Here is a 16,380-nt window from a genome sequence, read left to right as displayed (position 1 = left end):
AGCCAGCATGGCTTACATGGAGCAACTACAGGCCGGCCTGCGGTCCATCGGCCAGGCCATAGAGGCCGGCCGCCGCGAGCTGAAGGGCACGGTCGATCCACTGGACCAGGCCATCGGCGAGCTGCAGGACGCCAGCGGCCAACTGGAGAAACTGCTGGGCCTGCCGCCCGGCGTGTCGGCGCAACTGCAGCGCGTGATGCGCGGCATCGACCAGGCCAATGCGCGGCTGGACAAGGTGGTGGCCGTCTATTCGAAGGCCGAGCGCGCCGTGCAGCGGGTGGACGAGCGCCTGGACGCGCTGGGCCGGCAGGCGGCGCGGGCCGGGCAGGCGATCAACCGCATCGCCGGGGCGATCAGCCCGAAGCTGGCCAACATCATCCCCAGCGAGCTGCTGGCGCCGCTGACCACGCCGGCGGCGGAAGCGGTCAAGCCGCAGCCCCACCTGCTGGTGATGCGGCCGCTGGCGCCGAACGCCACGCCCTTCTACTTCAACCTGTCCACCGCGGCCTTCGACAAGCTGGTGCGCGACACCCAGTACAGCTGGGTGCCCCAGGCGCGCCTGGACCGGCGCCCGGCCCTGCAGTCGCCGGGGCAGGGCGCGGAGACGCTGAGCCTCAGCGGCACCATCGCCACCCTGCTGGGCGCCGGCGTCGGCCAGTTGCAGAAGCTGCGCGACATCGCCGCGCGCCGCGAGCCGCTGAGCCTGAGCAGCTGGTCCGGCCAACTGCTGGGCAACTGGTGCATCACCCGCATCGGCGAGAACCAATCCAGCCTGCTGAGCGACGGCGTGCCGCGCAGCCAGGCCTTCACCCTGGAGTTCACCCGCTATGGCGACGATCTGTAGAACCGCGGACGGCGACTGCCTGGACAGCCTCTGCCAGTACCACTACGGGCACCTGCTGGGCAGCGTGGAAGCCGTCCTCGAAGCCAACCCCGGCCTGGCCGACGAGCCCCAGCCGCTGCGCGCCGGGCTGCTGATCCTCCTGCCCGAGCTGCCGCCCCCCAGCGATCCCCGGGTACGCCTGTGGGACTGACCCCCGACCCCGCTCCGGCGGGGTCTTTCATTTCCGGAGGCCCGAAGTGCGCCCGACCTTCCGTCTGCTCGCCAATGGCAGCGACATCACCCACCTGCTCAGCGACCGTCTGCTCAGCCTGGTCCTGACCGACAAGCCGGGCCTGGAGTCCGACACCTTCGAGCTGGTCCTCGACGACCGCGACGGCGCCATTGCGCTACCCGCGCGCGGCGCCTGGCTGGACCTGTTCCTCGGCTACGCCGGGGAGGAACTGGCGCCCATGGGCCGCTACCGGGTGGATGCGCTCCGCTTCGACGGGCCGCCCCGCCGGCTGACCCTGAGCGGCCGCGCCGGCGACATGCACGGCGAGGGCAAGAGCACCCGCTGCGCCGCCTGGGAGAACGCCAGCCTGGCGCGGATCGTCTTCGACCTGGCCGCGCGCAACCACTGGAGCGCGCGCTGCCCGCTGCAAGTGAATGTCGCCCGCGCGGAGCAGTTGAACGAATCGGACTTCAATTTCATCACCCGCCTGGCCCGCCAGCACGACTGCACCGCCAAGCTGGCCGACGGCCTGTTGCTGGTGCTGCCGCGCCAGGCCGGGGAGAGCGCTTCCGGGCGCACCATCGCGCCGCTGGAGCTGATGCCAGGCGATATCGGTTCCTTCGACCTGCGCCTCGACGACCGCACCGTCTACCGCCGGGTGAAGACCTGCTACCAGGACCCGGCCAGCGGCGCCATGCGCCAGGTGGCGCTGGAAAACCCGAAGGCGCCGGAGGACGTCGGCGCCGAGTTCGTCGACCGTCATCCCTATCCGGACCGCGGCGCCGCCGAGCAGGCGGCCAGGGCGCGGCTGGCCGACTTCAACCGCGGCAGCGCCTTCGTGCGCCTGCAGATGCCCGGGCGCAGCGACCTGTTCGCCGAGCGCAGCGTGCGGCTGAGCGGCTTCAAGGACGGCCTGGACGGCGAGTTCCTCACCGACTCGGTGGAACAGCGTCTGGATGCCAGCGGCTGGAGCACCACCATCACCTGCAACGGTGGCGCCCAGGGCAAGGCCGATGCCGCGGGTGGCAAGGGGCGCAGCTGAAGGAGGGCAGCATGGAGATCACCGACCAACAACTGCTGCAGCTGTTTCCCCGGGCCGGCCAGGTCCTGCCCTGGCTGGCGCCGGCGATGCGTGCCCACGGGGTTGACCGAGCGCCGCGCGCCGCCGCTTTCCTCGCCCAGGTCGGCCACGAGAGCGCCGGGCTGACGCGCCTGGTGGAAAACCTCGCCTACAGCGCCCAGGGCCTGGCGGACACCTGGCCGCGGCGCTTCCGCAACGCCGCCGGCAAGCCCACCGCGCTGGCTTGCCGACTGGCCTACCAGCCCCAGGCCATCGCCAACTGTGCCTACGCCGGGCGCAACGGCAATGGCGACGAGGCTTCCGGCGATGGCTGGCGCTACCGCGGCCGTGGCTTGCTGCAGATCACCGGCCGGGCCAACTATCGGCGCGTCGGCATGGCGCTCGGCCAGGCCTTCGAGGCCCACCCGGAGTCGCTCGCCGAACCGCGCTGGGCCTGCGAGTCGGCGGCCTGGTGGTGGGCGGACGCGGGCCTGAACGAACTGGCCGACGCCGGGCGCTTCGAGGACATCACCCGGCGCATCAACGGCGGCCTCAATGGCCTGGCCGAGCGCCGGAAACTGTGGCGACGGGCGCAGGAGGTGCTGGGATGAGCCTGTACCGGAAGCTCGCCGTCGTCCTGCTCCTGATCGGCCTCGGCGTTGCCGTGGGCGCCTGGCTCGCGGCCCGGCACCTGCGTCCGCAACTGGATGCCGCCCGCGTCGAGGGTGTGCTCTGTGCCCAGGGCCGCAGCACGTTGCAGGCCCAATTGACCGAGCAGAACCGCCGCCTGGATGAACTGGCGCTCGCCGCGCGGAAGCGCGAGATCGACGCCGCCCAGGCGCTGCGGGCGGCCCAGGTGCAGGCGGATGTCCACGAGGCGGCCGCCCAGCGCCTGCTGGCGGGGCACAGCGACGGCGAGGACTGCGCCGCTGCGCGCCAGCTCATCGACCAGGAGCTGGCGCCATGAAAGTTCTTCTCCTCGTGGGCCTGCCGCTGCTGGCGGCCTGCACCGCCGCGGCGCCAACCCAACCGGCCGCGCTTGAAGTGCGGGTGCCGGTCGCCATTCCCTGCCGGGCGCCGGCCGTCCCCATGCCGGTGTTCGCCACTTCCCTCCTGCATCCTTCCGACTCGCTGCAGACCAAGGTCCGCGCACTGCTCGCCGAGCGCCAGCAGCACCTGGGCTACGAGGCCCGCCTGCGCGCCGCGCTGGACGCCTGCCGCTAGCCGCCCGCCGGCTCCCGGCGCCGCGCGGGCCCGTGCGGCTTGCGTTGCCGGGCGGCCATCGGCTACTGTTCGGCAATCATCTGGCGAGATCGCTACCGTGATTCACCGCAACAGCATCCTCATCTCCCTCCTCAAGGCATTCGCCCGCTGGCGCTGGCGCGCCTGATTCCTTCTTTCCCGGCCCTCGCGCCGGTCCCTTCCCCGCGTTCGTCCCCCCATCCGCTGGCATAATGGCCAGGTCCTGCCCAGGCCGCCCCGGGTGCGCCGGCGACGCGAACCGAAAGCAGTGCAATCATTGAGGTCCGAGCAGACATGCTGCTGATGATCGATAACTATCATCGGCATCCAGTGAAGTCCAGGGTTGTCCGATACCCAAGCTAAAAGCCAGTAGCGGCGCGGGTTTGAAGGTCAACAGCAACCATCATTGTCCATTGTCATCCGGTTAAATTGCGGGTATCGTTGCGGGTATCGAAAGCCTGATACCCGCAGCCATGCCCCTAACCGACGCCAAGATTCGCAACGCGAAGCCCGCAGACAAGCCGCAGAAGCTGGCGGACGGCGGCGGGCTGTACCTTGAAGTTCGCCCGACCGGCGCGAAGTTGTGGCGCTACCGCTACCGCATCGCGGGCAAAGAAAACGTCTTTGCCATCGGCGACTATCCAACCATCGGCCTATCGGACGCACGCGACGAACACCGCAAGGCGCGGGCATTGGTCGAACAAGGCATTCACCCTTCCCACAATCGACAGGCCGAACGGCTGGCGAACGTCACGGCCAACGCAAACACCTTCGAAGCCGTCGCGCGGGAGTGGATAGCGAAGAAGTCGGCAGGATGGACGCCGTACTATCTGCGGCAGGTTGAACGCTTCTTGGCCGCCGACGTGTTCCCCTATGTGGGCAAGCTACCGATTCGCAGCGTCACGGCGGCGCACTTGCTCGAAATCATCCGTCGCATTGAAGGCCGGGGCGCTGAAACCGTCGCCTTGCTGGTGCGGCAATGGTCTTCGGCCATCTTCCGCTATGCCGTCGCAACGCTTCGCGCCGACAGCGACCCCGCCGCAGCGTTGAAGGGCGCGATTCATCGCCCGAAGGTCGAACACCGCAAGCCGCTTTCGCGCGAACAAATCGGCGACTTTGCGAAGGCGCTAGACGAATACGGCGGGTATCGAACAACCGTTATCGCGCTGCGGCTGATGTTGCTTACCTTCGTTCGCACCGTCGAACTTCGTAAAGCCGAATGGTCGGAATTCGACCTAGACCGGGCCGAATGGCGGATACCCGCCGAACGAATGAAGATGCGCGAACCGCACGTAGTCCCGCTGTCGAAACAGGCCGTCGAACTGCTGCGCGAACTGCATACCCACACGGGCGGGCGCGGGATGTTGTTTCCGAACTACCGCAACCCGAAAGAGTGCATGACCGCTACCACGTTGAACCGGGCGCTTGAACGCATGGGCTTCAACGGCAAAGACAGCATCGGGTTTTCCGCGCACGGCTTCCGCGCTACCGCTTCGACCATCCTTAACGAAATGGGCTACCGGCCTGACGTGATCGAACGCCAGTTGGCGCACGCCGAACGCAACAAGGTTCGCGCCAGCTACAACCAAGCGCAGTACATGGAAGACCGCCGAAACATGATGCAGGAATGGGCGGATATGGTCGGCGAAATGACCGCAGGGGCCGCGCAATGACGAACTACAGCATCGAAGACGGCTTGCCGATACCCGAAGCCAACAAGGGCGGCAGGCCAACAAGCCAGCGACTTGCCGAAATCGACGAACAGGCCGCGAACGACGTAATAAGCGGCAAGTTTGCGAACGACTGCGAAGCCGCCGAAGCCTATATTTGCGAGTACGCCGGGTACAAAATCACGAAAGACGACGGCGAAGTTTATTCGCACAAGAAAAAAGATTTGGTGAAGCGTATTCGCAAGTTCCGCGAAGAATTGCAGCAGAAATAACGAACAGGTTTTTCCCCTTAATGGCCTAGCTTGGCCGCCATAGGATTGCCCCATACCGCAACGGACGGGAGCAATCCACAATGAACCAACTTCCTGAAACTGGCTTTCTGCGCCTGCCGCAGATCATCGGCGACCCCGCCAAGGGTTTGCCGCCCCTTATCCCGGTCAAGAAATCGACTTGGTGGCAGGGCGTCAAAACCGGGCGCTTCCCGCAGCCGGTCAAGCTTGGCCCCCGCGTTACCGCGTGGCGTGTCGAAGACATACGCGCCCTGATTGCATCGGCTTGAAGGGGGTTCGCTAGTGTCTGCCCACAATTCCGCACCAGACTTCGGCTTTACGTCGTCGCCTGCCGAAGAACTGGCAGCGATGCGCGGGATTCTTTCGCACCTTGCACCGAAGAAAGAAGACGACGTGCGGATGGTTGCCGCCGCGTTGAAGACGCACGGCCCGAAGTTCGAAGAACTCTTTTTTGAATGGGCTACGCCGTTCGGGCGCTACAAAGCAAAAGGCTTGTGGGCAAAGGTGAAGGCCGACCCCGACGCGATGACGGAAGTTATCGAACGGCAGGTTACAGCCCTTAGCAAGAAACAGCGTTTCAGCCCGCTACCCGTCGAAGCCTTGGAAGCAATGCCGCCGCAGCAATGGCGAATCAAGGGCGTTTTTCCAATCGAAGGGCTGGCCGTTGTTTATGGCGCTTCGACCGCTGGCAAGTCGTTTCTGTCGCTCGAAATGGCAGCTTCCATCGGCGACGGGTTGCCGTTCTTCGAACACGCCACAAAGCCCGCTGCCGTGCTGTATGTCGGTCTTGAAGGTGAAGGCGGATACCGGGGCCGGGTTGTCGCGTGGCAACGCCACCACGGGCGCGCCATACCCGATAGCGTGCGGTTCCTGCTGCAACCGTTCCGCCTTACCGACCCGCAGGACGTGGCAGACCTTGCCGCCGTCTGTCCGCCCGGCTGCGTCGTGTTTATCGACACGCTGAACAGGGCCGCGCCCGGAATGGACGAAAACAGTAGCCGCGATATGGGCGCAGTGATCGAAGGCGCGAAGACGCTTCAACGTTTGATCGGCGGGCTTGTCGTTCTTGTTGCCCACACGGGTAAGGATTCGGCGAAGGGGCTTCGCGGGCATTCAAGCCTGTTTGCCGCGCTAGATGCCGCCGTTCTGGTGAATCGTGACGACAGCGCCCGAAGCTGGAAAGTCGATAAGGCGAAGGACGGACGCGACGGCGAAACGCATTACTTCCGCCTTAACGTCGTTGAAATCGGAATAGACGAAGACGGCGACGCGATTACGTCTTGCGTCGTTGTGCCGGAAGAAGCGCCCACAAGTCCGTGGGCCAAGCCGTTGAACGCCATTCAGAAACTTGCGATGGAATCGTTCCGCGAAGCCTGCCGAAGTAACGGAAGCGTCGATGCTGGCGGGAACTTCCTTGGTATCAACCGCGAAGCATGGCGGCCCGTGTTCTACCGCTTGCACGTCGAAGCGCCAAGCGACGAAGCCCGCCGTAAAGCATTCGAGCGCGTGCGGAAAGAGTTGGTCGAACGCGGCGAACTTGTCGAAGAAAACAACGTGTATCGCCTTGGTGGTCTGGCCGGAAAGTTGGCCGAAGCCTGCATAGCAAAGGTGATTCAGCAGGCCGGACAACCGGACGGACAGCGGACACAACGCGACACGTCCGGGGCTGCAACTACCCGGACAGACAGGACAGCAGCCCTTTAGGGCTGTCCTATGTCCGGTTGCAGTGTCCGGCTTGGAATGTGGGCAAACAGTTAAAGGTGATTGTATGAACTTCGAATTTGAACCAAGCGCAGAATTTGTTAGCGAAGTCGAAAAGGCTTTGGCCGCAGTAGCGCGCGAACGCGGCGACATTGTGACGCTGAAAAAGCAATTTGCGGCGAACCTGTACTTCGAACGCAAGAGCGTATTTGACCCGCAGATAGCGGCGTACAACGCGGCGCGGAAGATTTACCCGTATGACGTAACGACGAAGGTTGCGACGTTCATTGCGGTTAAGTGGCCGAACGACCCAATCGTAGCGGCTGAAATTATCGCCCTTGATGAAGGGTACGCAAGCGGCGACACCATCGTTACCAAGTCGCAGTTTTTCGACTTCGTTTGCCGCTGCATCGAAGACATAAGCAAAGGCCGCATGGCGAAAGAAAGACGGCAAACCATCGTCGAACTGGCGACGCTTCTTTGCCAAGTTCAAGGCTGGAAATTTGAGGAACAGACCCATGAAAAATAGTACCGATTTGCACGCCGCCGGCTGGCAAGGCCGCGTCACTGTTGAAGATGACGTGGAACCCCCCATGCCCAAGCAATACGCCCGCGCCAAGCTGGCGACTTCGACCGACGTAAGCCGGGAGCTTGCCAAGCTGTACCGCGAAGCCCGTAGCGGTCGAATCGACGTTGCCGACGCTTCGCGCCTTGCCAACATGCTTTCGATTCTGTCGCGCATCCTGTCGGACAGCGAACTAGAAGCGCGCATCGAAGCCTTGGAACAGCGCGGGGGCTTGCACTGATGGCACGCATCGGACTTAAAGCCCGGCTGTCGAAACTGGAAAAGCAACGTCGCAAGGCGTCGCCGAACCGGGTTCTTCACTACAACCCCGCCGACCTTGCAGGCGGCCCCGTAAGCGCCGACTTGCCCGTTCGTGTTGTCGGGTACTGGCGGAAGGGTGAAAACCCCGCCAGCGGGCCGCTAGGTGCCTTCGCGGGCCGGTTCGCCCTTATGCCCGACTTCGGTTCGGCTGCGGAATGGGAAGCGGCGGCGGAACGGCAGCAAAAGGAACTGTTGGCAACGGCCCGCAGCCGCACCAACGAACCGGCGACCGAAGCGCCCGATATTGTGGGCACCATCGCCGAAGACGTGCCTGCACCCATGCGCAAAGGCGAAAAGGGCGCGCGTTTCGTTGAACTGGCAGACGGTCGCACCTTCGACCGCACAACCGGCGAATTCGTCGAATAAGGGGGCTGATGACGCGAACCGTTCAGGCGTCGGCGCATTCCGCGTCGCAACCTTCGAAGGAATTTCACCATGAACCAAACGACCAACGCCGTAGCCCCGGCATTTACGAACAGCCTTGTACAGACGCCGCAAGCAAGCGGCTTTCTTGAACTGGCTGCAACCGAAACGGGCCGAAGAGCCTTCCTTGGCGACCCCGAAAAGTTCGACAGTGACGTAGGGCCGGACATTCTGAACGCGCAAATCGCGCTGCGGGATGGCGTCGAAACCATCGCCCGACTGTTGAAGGACGAAACCCGCAACGAAGTTCAGCGGCACGAAGTCGCGGGCGTTGTTGCCGCGCGCACCGTGGAAGCCTTGGAAAAGTCGAAAGCGGCCATCGAACGCCGGGCCGAACTGCTGTACAGCGACGGCGTAGCGCAGGCCGAACGGGAGTTTTCGCCCCGTGCCAGCCATGCCGCGCTTGAAAGCGAAATTCGCACGTACATTCGGGAGCTTGCGAACAAGGCCGACGGCCCTTCGAAGATTCGTGCGGCCATGCTCGAAAGCAAGGACGTTGCCGCCGTTATCTACCATTCGCCCGGCTTCCTTGTGGGCATCAACCCCGAAACGCATTCGAAGCTTCGTTTTGAAGCGACCGAACGTTGGGTTCCCGACGCTTACAAGCGCATGACCGGCAGCATTGCGCTTTCTGAACTTGCGCCGAAGTTCGCCAAGGCTGCGAACAGCGTTCGAAACAGCTTCTACAACCCCACACTTGCCGCGAAGGCTTCGACGCGCGTTCAGTTCTAACCGAACCCCAGTGCCATGGGACTTTTGCCCGGCCTTCGTGCCGGGTTTTTTTCGTTAGCCGTTCTGGCAGTTGATCGGGCGACCGCGATAGATGATGTTCATTCCGGTCGTTACGTTCTGCGTTCTGACAATCTGCCCGTTTTGGTAGAAGAACCAAAATTGTTGGTTGCCGGTGTATCCGCCGTAAGAGTTCTTGGCGTTCACCAGAACGCACGACGAATAGCCGTAGATTGCGCGCTTGTTCGCTATGGCGTGTTCTTTGCGCGGCGTGCTGAATTCGGCGTACCTCGCCGATTCGGGGTCTTTCAGCGTCTTCGCCATGTACGCCTTGATTAGCTCTTGGTAGTTGTCGGGATAGGTACCATAGTCGGCGTTTGGTTCGGGTAGCGTTGCCTTGTATACGTCAAAGGCTTCGTCGGCTTTCTGCGCTTGGGTGGCGCAACCGGCAAGAAGCGCCGTTGCGACCGCTAGAACTGCAATTCCTTTCATGGTTTCCCCTTTCTTGTTGTGCGTCCGATGCGGCTTCATGCCAGCGGTGCCAGCTTCGCCCCTCATTGACAGTTTATGCGAAAGCCGATACGTGCGAAAATGCCGCGTTTGGTGTCGGCAGTTCCAGACCATCGCACAGGGTATCGAACGAAATTGCGGGTATCCAAGCGGGTATCAAGCCCGGAAAGCTGGAACTAAAGCCCTGCAAATCAATAGGATACCTTCTTTATGCTGCTGATGATCGATAACTACGACTCCTTCACCTACAACCTGGTGCAGTACTTTGCCGAGTTGAAGGCCGACATCCACGTCATTCGCAACGACGAGCTGAGCGTCGACGAGATCGCCGCGCTGAACCCCGAGCGCATCGTGCTTTCCCCCGGGCCCTGCACCCCCAACGAGGCGGGTGTGTCGCTGGAGGTGATCCAGCGCTTCTCCGGCAAGCTGCCGCTGCTGGGCGTTTGCCTGGGGCACCAGTCCATCGGCCAGGCCTTCGGCGGCGACGTAGTGCGCGCGCGCCAGGTCATGCACGGCAAGACCAGCCCGGTGTTCCACACCGACCAGGGCGTGTTCGCCGGCCTGAACAACCCGCTGACGCAGACGCGTTACCACTCCCTGGTGGTCAAGCGCGAAACCCTGCCCGAGTGCCTGGAGATCACCGCCTGGACCGCCCATGACGACGGCTCCGTGGACGAGATCATGGGCCTGCGCCACAAGACGCTGAACGTCGAGGGCGTGCAGTTCCACCCCGAGTCCATACTTTCCGAGCAGGGCCACGAAATGCTGGCCAACTTCCTCAAGCAGCAGGGCGGGGTGCGCGCATGAACATCAGGGAAGCCCTCGACCGCGTGGTCAACCAGCTCGACCTTTCCACCGAGGAAATGCAGGCGGTCATGCGCGAGATCATGACCGGCCAGTGCACCGACGCGCAGATCGGCGCCTTCCTCATGGGCATGCGCATGAAGAGCGAGACCATCGACGAGATCGTCGGCGCGGTCTCGGTGATGCGCGAGCTGGCCGACGGCGTGAATCTGCAGAGCCTGGATCGCGTGGTCGACGTGGTCGGCACCGGCGGCGACGGCGCCAACATCTTCAACGTGTCCTCGGCCTCGGCCTTCGTGGTCGCCGCCGCCGGGGGCAAGGTGGCCAAGCACGGCAACCGCGCCGTGTCCGGCAAGAGCGGCAGCGCCGACCTGCTGGAAGCCGCCGGCATCTACCTGGACCTGAAGTCCGAGCAGGTGGCCCGCTGCATCGAGAGCGTCGGCGTGGGTTTCATGTTCGCCCAGGTCCACCACAAGGCCATGCGCTACGCCGCGGGCCCGCGGCGTGAGCTGGGCCTGCGCACCCTGTTCAACATGCTCGGCCCGCTGACCAACCCGGCGGGCGTGCGCCACCAGGTGGTCGGCGTGTTCAACCAGGCCCTGTGCCGGCCGCTGGCCGAGGTGCTCAAGCGCCTGGGCAGCGAGCACGTGCTGGTGGTGCATTCGCGCGATGGCCTGGACGAGTTCAGCCTGGCCGCCGCCACCCACGTCGCCGAACTCAAGGATGGCGAGGTGCGCGAGTACGAGGTGAAGCCGGAAGACTTCGGCATCCGCAGCCAGACGCTGATCGGCCTCACCGTGGACAGCCCGCAGCAGTCCCTGGAGCTGATCCGCGACGCCCTCGGCCGGCGCAGGACCGAGGCCGGGCAGAAGGCCGCCGAGCTGATCGTGCTCAACGCCGGCGCCGCGCTCTACGCTGCCGACCTCGCCAGCACGCTGCACGAGGGCATGCACCTGGCCCACGATGCCCTGCACACCGGCCTGGCCCGGGAAAAAATGGACGAATTGGCCGCCTTTACCGCCGTTTACCGAGAGGAGAATGCACAGTGACTGTGCCCACGGTTCTGCAGAAGATTCTGGCCCGCAAGGCCGAGGAAGTCGCCGAGCGCCGCGCGCACGTCTCCTTCGCCGAGCTGGAGCAGCGCGCCCGCGCCGCCGACGCGCCGCGCGGCTTCGCCGCGGCGCTGCTGGCGCAGGCCCAGCGCAAGCAGCCGGCGGTGATCGCCGAGGTGAAGAAGGCCTCGCCGAGCAAGGGCATCCTGCGCGAGAACTTCTCGCCCGCGGACATCGCCCGCAGCTACCAGGAAGGCGGGGCTACCTGCCTGTCGGTGCTGACCGACATCGACTACTTCATGGGCAGCGACGCCTACCTGCAGGAAGCCCGCGCCGCCTGCGCGCTGCCGGTGATCCGCAAGGATTTCATGATCGACCCCTACCAGGTGGTCGAGGCCCGCGCCATCGGCGCCGACTGCATCCTGCTGATCGTCTCCGCCCTGGACGACGCGCGCATGGTCGAACTGGCTGCGGTGGCCAAGGAACAGAGGCTCGATGTACTGGTCGAGGTGCACGACGGCGATGAGCTGGAGCGTGCGCTGAAGACCCTGGACACCCCGCTGATCGGCATCAACAACCGCAACCTGCACACCTTCGAGGTGAGCCTGGACACCACCCTCGACCTGCTGCCGGAGATTCCGCGCGATCGCCTGGTGGTGACCGAGAGCGGCATCCTCAACCGCGCCGACATCGAGCTGATGGAGGTCAATGAGGTGTATGCGTTCCTGGTCGGCGAGGCGTTCATGCGTGCCGATGATCCGGGTGTCGAGCTCAAGCGGCTGTTCTTCCCCGAGCGCCGTAGTGCTGTGCTGGGCGCCGATCCGGATTGAGTTTGTAGGGACGCGCAATCAGGAAGGCTGGCATTGTTGTAGAGGGGGCAGCAAAGGTGTTCGCCTTTGCCTCCGATCCCTCTCCATGTGCGCCCCGTCCTGACGGGAGATGGGGCGTTCCGTCCGGCGTGGCCGAGGAGTCCAATCGCGGACAAAGTCCGCTCCTACCGCATGAGCGCGCATGGCTTTTCGTAGGATGGCGTTGAGCGAAGCGATACCCATCAGCGCAACCGCATGGGTTTCGCAAGCTCAACCCATCCTACGAAAAACGCCTCGGCGCAGACAGTTGCTCCTACGCCCGAGTCTCCCTACGTTCTGCGCCCGCACCACGGAAACAGCTGGAAGAACGCCGTTCCCCCATGGAGGCAAGCGGCGCTCTTGCTGCCGGAGTTCAGCGGGTGCCGAACACCACCATGGTCTTGCCCTTCACGTGCACCAGACCCTGCTCCTCCAGGCTCTTCAGCACGCGGCCGACCATTTCCCGGGAGCAGCCGACGATACGGCCGATCTCCTGGCGGGTGATCTTGATCTGCATGCCGTCGGGGTGGGTCATGGCGTCCGGCTGCTGGCACAGGTCCAGCAGGGTGCGGGCGACGCGTCCGGTGACGTCGAGGAAGGCCAGGTCGCCGACCTTGCGCGTGGTCTTGCGCAGGCGCTCGGCCATCTGGCTGCCGAGGGTGAGGAGGATCTCCGGATCCTGCAGGCAGAGTTCGCGGAACTTGGTGTAGCTGATCTCGGCGACCTCGCATTCACCCTTGGCGCGAACCCAGGCGCTGCGTTCCTGGGCGGCGCTGCCGTCCTTCTCGAACAGCCCCATCTCGCCGAAGAAATCACCGCTGTTGAGGTAGCCGATGATCATTTCCCGGCCATCGTCGTCCTCGATCAGGACGGTGACCGAGCCCTTGATGATGAAGAACAGGCTTTCGCAACGATCCCCGGCGTAGATGATGGTGCTCTTTGGGGTGTAGCGGCGGCGGTGACAGTGTGCGAGCAACTTGTCGAGGGATGGTCTGAAAAAGACTTCCCGAATCTGGTGAAATACGCCGATCCCGTTGCCCGAGTTTCCCGATGAAGCAAATGACCTTCGCCGACGCCGAGTACGCCGGCAAGCGCAAGCAGACCCGCAAAGAGTTGTTCCTGATCGAGATGGATCAGGTGGTGCCGTGGAAGGGTTTGATTGCCCTGATCGAGCCGCACTACCCCAAGGGTGAAGGTGGTCGTCCGGCGTATCAGCTGATGGCGATGCTGCGCGTACATTTGATGCAGAACTGGTTCGGCTACAGCGATCCAGCGATGGAGGAGGCGCTGTACGAGACCACAATCTTGCGCCAGTTTGCCGGGCTGAACCTAGAGCGTATTCCCGACGAAACCACCATCCTCAATTTCCGTCGCCTGCTGGAGAAGCACGAGTTGGCGGCCGGGATTCTGGCGGTGATCAATGGTTACCTGGGCAATCGGGGCCTGTCGCTGCGCCAGGGCACCATCGTCGATGCCACGCTGATCCATGCGCCGAGTTCGACCAAGAACAAGGACGGTAAGCGTGACCCGGAAATGCACCAGACCAAGAAGGGCAATCAGTATTACTTCGGCATGAAGGCCCACATCGGCGCGGATGCCGAGTCTGGCCTGGTGCACAGCGTGGTGGGGACGGCAGCCAACGTTGCTGACGTTACCCAGGTCGACAAACTGCTGCATGGAAAGGAAAACATGGTCGGCGCCGACGCGGGTTACACTGGCGTAGAGAAACGCCCGGAACATGAAGGCCGGGAGGTGATCTGGCAGATTGCGGCCCGCCGCAGTACGTACAAGAAGCTGAGTAAGCGCAGTGCGCTGTACAAAGCCAAGCGCAAGATCGAGAAATCCAAGGCCCAGGTGCGCGCCAAAGTCGAGCACCCGTTCCGGGTGATCAAGCGCCAATTCGGCTACGTGAAGACACGCTTCCGTGGCCTGGCGAAGAACACCGCGCAGTTGGTGACACTGTTCGCGCTGTCGAACCTGTGGATGGCGCGCCGACATTTGCTGACGAATGCAGGAGAGGTGCGTCTGTAATGCGGGAAATGGCCGGCGCGAGGTGCTCGCGCCGGCTATAAATCCGGAAATAGGGGATGATTTGATCGTTTTTTAGCCGAATCACCGTTTTGAAATCGGCAAGGGCTGGAGTCAGCCAGAAATACCTGACTACTTCAGACCATCCCGAGGTTTTTGTGTTTGGGTGTAAGGGTAATAGCTACCATGCCCGAGTCCCGAAATTATAAGAATGGCCCTGTGCACGACAGGCGCTTTTGTCGAGTTGTTATGTGTCGTCCCTGGCTGGCTTACCGTGACGTTACGACGCTCTCCCCCGAGCATCGGTGCCGCAGCTCGATGGCTGGCGGTCTTTTTTGATGGCAAGAGCTTAAACAGACGTTCTGGCGCCGACAATCAAAAGCTGGTCGGGCTGTCAATTTAACCTCGTGAGTGTGCCAGTAAAATGACGCCAGCATAATAGAACGTTAAGGTGTCAGGGCTCGAATTGAGACCTGGTCAACATCGCCGGGCATTCCAGGCCTTGTGATAAGCTGTCGCCCCCTTTTTTCCGGCGGAAGCCTGTGCATGAAAGCGAGAATCCAGTGGGCCGGCGAGGCCATGTTCCTCGGTGAATCCGGCAGCGGTCATGTGGTGGTGATGGACGGCCCGCCCGATGCCGGTGGCCGCAACCTGGGCGTGCGCCCGATGGAGATGCTGCTGCTCGGCCTGGGCGGCTGCACCAACTTCGACGTGGTCAGCATCCTGAAGAAGGGCCGCCAGCCGGTGGAGAGCTGCGAGGCCTTCCTCGAGGCCGATCGCGCCGGCGAGGACCCGAAGGTGTTCACCAGGATCCACGTGCACTTCGTGGTCAAGGGCCGCGGCCTGAAGGAAGCCCAGGTCAAGCGCGCCGTCGAGCTGTCGGCGGAGAAGTACTGCTCGGCCTCGATCATGCTCGGCCGCGCAGGCGTGGAGATCACCCACGACTACGAGATCGTCGAGCTCGGCTGACATCCTCTCGTCACGGGATCGTCATGGCGGTGGCGTAAAGGCTGGCAGAGGTCGCCCGACCTCTGCATAATGCGCCACCTTTTTTCGGGGCCAGGCCCCAAACCAAGCAACCACAATCGCCAACGCGAAGAGGTGTAAACCGTCCTACGCAGGTGCGCCGTAAGCATCTGACGGGCATGCTCAACCACGCGGCAGAGCCGCATTGAAGAGAGTTCCCCCACGGTGAAAAGCAAACTCAAGCTCCACGGGTTCAACAACCTGACGAAGACCTTGAGCTTCAACATCTATGACATCTGCTACGCCGAGACGCCGGAAGACCAGCAGGCGTACGTGCAGTACATCGACGAAGAGTACGATGCCGAGCGCCTGACGCAGATACTCACCGATGTTGTCGACATCATTGGCGCCAATATCCTGAACATCGCCCGTCAGGACTACGACCCCCAAGGCGCCAGCGTTACCATCCTGATCTCCGAGCAGCCGGTCACCCCGACCGACAGCCAGATCGAGGAATCCCCCGGGCCGCTACCGGAAACCATCCTGGCGCACCTGGACAAGAGCCATATCACCGTGCACACCTACCCGGAGATCCATCCGGTGGAAGGCATCGCGACCTTCCGGGTGGACATCGACGTTTCCACCTGCGGGGTGATCTCGCCGCTGAAGGCGCTCAACTACCTGATCCACCAGTTCGATTCGGACATCGTCACCGTGGACTACCGCGTGCGCGGCTTCACCCGCGACGTGGAGGGCAAGAAGCACTTCATCGACCACGAGATCAACTCGATCCAGAACTACCTCTCCGACGACACGTACGAGGCCTACCAGATGACCGACGTGAACGTGTACCAGGAGAACCTGTTCCACACCAAGATGCTGCTCAAGCAGTTCGACCTGGACAACTACCTGTTCGGCGACGCCACGAGCAACCTCTCGCCGGAGCAGCGCAAGCAGGTGGAAGAACGCGTCCGCCACGAGATGCTGGAGATCTTCTACGGTCGCAACATGCCGCACTGAGATGGCTGCAGGTTTTAGGCGGTAGGCTGTAGGCAAGAGCGAAGAGCGCGTCATGCTGTTCGCCTGAAGCCTGAAGCCTGAAGCCTGAAGCCTGAA

Annotated in this window: 22 protein-coding genes; 20 read left to right on the top strand and 2 right to left on the bottom strand. The window is 63.3% G+C overall.

Annotated elements, in window-relative coordinates; genetic code table 11:
- The first annotated feature begins 7 nt into the window (after nucleotides 1-7).
- From IG194_RS10090 to IG194_RS10025, 14 genes are all read left to right on the top strand, one after another.
- Entirely contained in the window at nucleotides 8-844 is an 837-nt protein-coding gene (locus tag IG194_RS10090) for a phage tail protein (protein WP_058487607.1), read from the top strand.
- On the top strand, nucleotides 828-1,034 hold the full coding sequence (locus IG194_RS10085) for a tail protein X (protein ID WP_058487606.1): 207 nt from the start codon (nucleotides 828-830) through the stop codon (nucleotides 1,032-1,034). Before IG194_RS10090 ends, IG194_RS10085 begins: the two co-directional genes overlap by 17 nt.
- Before the next feature lie 46 nt (nucleotides 1,035-1,080).
- Complete coding sequence (locus IG194_RS10080; protein ID WP_058487605.1) at nucleotides 1,081-2,097, top strand: phage late control D family protein; 1,017 nt, start codon at nucleotides 1,081-1,083, stop codon at nucleotides 2,095-2,097.
- Nucleotides 2,098-2,108: 11 nt separating this feature from the next.
- Nucleotides 2,109-2,726, top strand: coding sequence for a glycoside hydrolase family 19 protein (locus tag IG194_RS10075; RefSeq protein ID WP_043319275.1), 618 nt, complete (start codon nucleotides 2,109-2,111; stop codon nucleotides 2,724-2,726).
- A complete protein-coding gene (locus tag IG194_RS10070) occupies nucleotides 2,723-3,082 on the top strand; it encodes a hypothetical protein (RefSeq protein WP_043319277.1) in 360 nt (119 codons plus the stop codon). The genes IG194_RS10075 and IG194_RS10070 overlap by 4 nt, the downstream gene beginning before the upstream one ends.
- The gene (locus IG194_RS10065) at nucleotides 3,079-3,339 is read left to right on the top strand and encodes a hypothetical protein (RefSeq protein ID WP_009615653.1); all 261 of its coding nucleotides are present in this window, start codon (nucleotides 3,079-3,081) and stop codon (nucleotides 3,337-3,339) included. The genes IG194_RS10070 and IG194_RS10065 overlap by 4 nt, the downstream gene beginning before the upstream one ends.
- A 491-nt stretch (nucleotides 3,340-3,830) precedes the next feature.
- The gene (locus tag IG194_RS10060; protein WP_064987675.1) at nucleotides 3,831-5,030 is read left to right on the top strand and encodes a tyrosine-type recombinase/integrase; all 1,200 of its coding nucleotides are present in this window, start codon (nucleotides 3,831-3,833) and stop codon (nucleotides 5,028-5,030) included.
- A complete protein-coding gene (locus IG194_RS10055; RefSeq protein ID WP_058487604.1) occupies nucleotides 5,027-5,299 on the top strand; it encodes a hypothetical protein in 273 nt (90 codons plus the stop codon). The genes IG194_RS10060 and IG194_RS10055 overlap by 4 nt, the downstream gene beginning before the upstream one ends.
- Nucleotides 5,300-5,379: 80 nt before the next feature.
- Nucleotides 5,380-5,586, top strand: a complete 207-nt coding sequence (locus tag IG194_RS10050) for a helix-turn-helix transcriptional regulator (protein WP_058487603.1) — start codon at nucleotides 5,380-5,382, stop codon at nucleotides 5,584-5,586.
- 13 nt (nucleotides 5,587-5,599) lie between these two features.
- Nucleotides 5,600-7,021, top strand: a complete 1,422-nt coding sequence (locus IG194_RS10045; RefSeq protein ID WP_141679869.1) for an AAA family ATPase — start codon at nucleotides 5,600-5,602, stop codon at nucleotides 7,019-7,021.
- Nucleotides 7,022-7,085: 64 nt separating this feature from the next.
- Complete coding sequence (locus tag IG194_RS10040) at nucleotides 7,086-7,547, top strand: hypothetical protein (protein WP_058487602.1); 462 nt, start codon at nucleotides 7,086-7,088, stop codon at nucleotides 7,545-7,547.
- Entirely contained in the window at nucleotides 7,537-7,824 is a 288-nt protein-coding gene (locus tag IG194_RS10035; protein WP_197674183.1) for a hypothetical protein, read from the top strand. The genes IG194_RS10040 and IG194_RS10035 overlap by 11 nt, the downstream gene beginning before the upstream one ends.
- Nucleotides 7,824-8,270 carry a hypothetical protein gene (locus IG194_RS10030; protein WP_141679870.1) on the top strand — a complete coding sequence of 149 codons (447 nt, stop codon included), beginning with the start codon at nucleotides 7,824-7,826 and terminating at the stop codon, nucleotides 8,268-8,270. The genes IG194_RS10035 and IG194_RS10030 overlap by 1 nt, the downstream gene beginning before the upstream one ends.
- Before the next feature lie 69 nt (nucleotides 8,271-8,339).
- Complete coding sequence (locus IG194_RS10025; protein WP_058487599.1) at nucleotides 8,340-9,059, top strand: hypothetical protein; 720 nt, start codon at nucleotides 8,340-8,342, stop codon at nucleotides 9,057-9,059.
- Nucleotides 9,060-9,113: 54 nt separating this feature from the next.
- Here the strand turns inward: IG194_RS10025 and IG194_RS10020 are convergent, their stop codons facing one another.
- Nucleotides 9,114-9,548 (bottom strand): hypothetical protein, encoded by a 435-nt coding sequence (locus tag IG194_RS10020; RefSeq protein ID WP_058487598.1) that lies wholly within the window; start codon nucleotides 9,546-9,548, stop codon nucleotides 9,114-9,116.
- 228 nt (nucleotides 9,549-9,776) lie between these two features.
- Between IG194_RS10020 and IG194_RS10015 the strand changes: the two genes are divergently transcribed.
- The 3 genes from IG194_RS10015 to trpC are packed head-to-tail and all read left to right on the top strand — an operon-like array spanning nucleotide 9,777 to nucleotide 12,252.
- Nucleotides 9,777-10,373 (top strand): aminodeoxychorismate/anthranilate synthase component II, encoded by a 597-nt coding sequence (locus IG194_RS10015; protein WP_058487597.1) that lies wholly within the window; start codon nucleotides 9,777-9,779, stop codon nucleotides 10,371-10,373.
- Nucleotides 10,370-11,419 carry an anthranilate phosphoribosyltransferase gene (gene trpD, locus IG194_RS10010; RefSeq protein ID WP_009615656.1) on the top strand — a complete coding sequence of 350 codons (1,050 nt, stop codon included), beginning with the start codon at nucleotides 10,370-10,372 and terminating at the stop codon, nucleotides 11,417-11,419. The genes IG194_RS10015 and trpD overlap by 4 nt, the downstream gene beginning before the upstream one ends.
- The gene (trpC, locus tag IG194_RS10005; protein ID WP_058487596.1) at nucleotides 11,416-12,252 is read left to right on the top strand and encodes an indole-3-glycerol phosphate synthase TrpC; all 837 of its coding nucleotides are present in this window, start codon (nucleotides 11,416-11,418) and stop codon (nucleotides 12,250-12,252) included. Before trpD ends, trpC begins: the two co-directional genes overlap by 4 nt.
- Nucleotides 12,253-12,643: 391 nt before the next feature.
- On the opposite strand, the gene crp is transcribed toward trpC, so the two are convergent.
- Nucleotides 12,644-13,282 carry a cAMP-activated global transcriptional regulator CRP gene (gene crp, locus IG194_RS10000; protein ID WP_058489665.1) on the bottom strand — a complete coding sequence of 213 codons (639 nt, stop codon included), beginning with the start codon at nucleotides 13,280-13,282 and terminating at the stop codon, nucleotides 12,644-12,646.
- 38 nt (nucleotides 13,283-13,320) lie between these two features.
- Here crp and IG194_RS09995 point away from each other — a divergent pair, with 38 nt between their 5' ends.
- From IG194_RS09995 to speD, 3 genes are all read left to right on the top strand, one after another.
- Nucleotides 13,321-14,301, top strand: a complete 981-nt coding sequence (locus IG194_RS09995) for an IS5-like element ISPst5 family transposase (protein WP_058487595.1) — start codon at nucleotides 13,321-13,323, stop codon at nucleotides 14,299-14,301.
- A 543-nt stretch (nucleotides 14,302-14,844) separates the two neighbouring features.
- The gene (locus IG194_RS09990) at nucleotides 14,845-15,267 is read left to right on the top strand and encodes an OsmC family protein (protein WP_009615662.1); all 423 of its coding nucleotides are present in this window, start codon (nucleotides 14,845-14,847) and stop codon (nucleotides 15,265-15,267) included.
- Between the two features lie 222 nt (nucleotides 15,268-15,489).
- Nucleotides 15,490-16,284, top strand: a complete 795-nt coding sequence (gene speD / locus IG194_RS09985) for an adenosylmethionine decarboxylase (RefSeq protein ID WP_009615665.1) — start codon at nucleotides 15,490-15,492, stop codon at nucleotides 16,282-16,284.
- The last annotated feature ends 96 nt before the right edge of the window (nucleotides 16,285-16,380 follow it).

The organism is Pseudomonas sp. ADPe (assembly GCF_014843515.1).
GTDB lineage: Bacteria > Pseudomonadota > Gammaproteobacteria > Pseudomonadales > Pseudomonadaceae > Pseudomonas > Pseudomonas citronellolis.
This window is presented reverse-complemented; position numbering and strand designations above follow the sequence as displayed.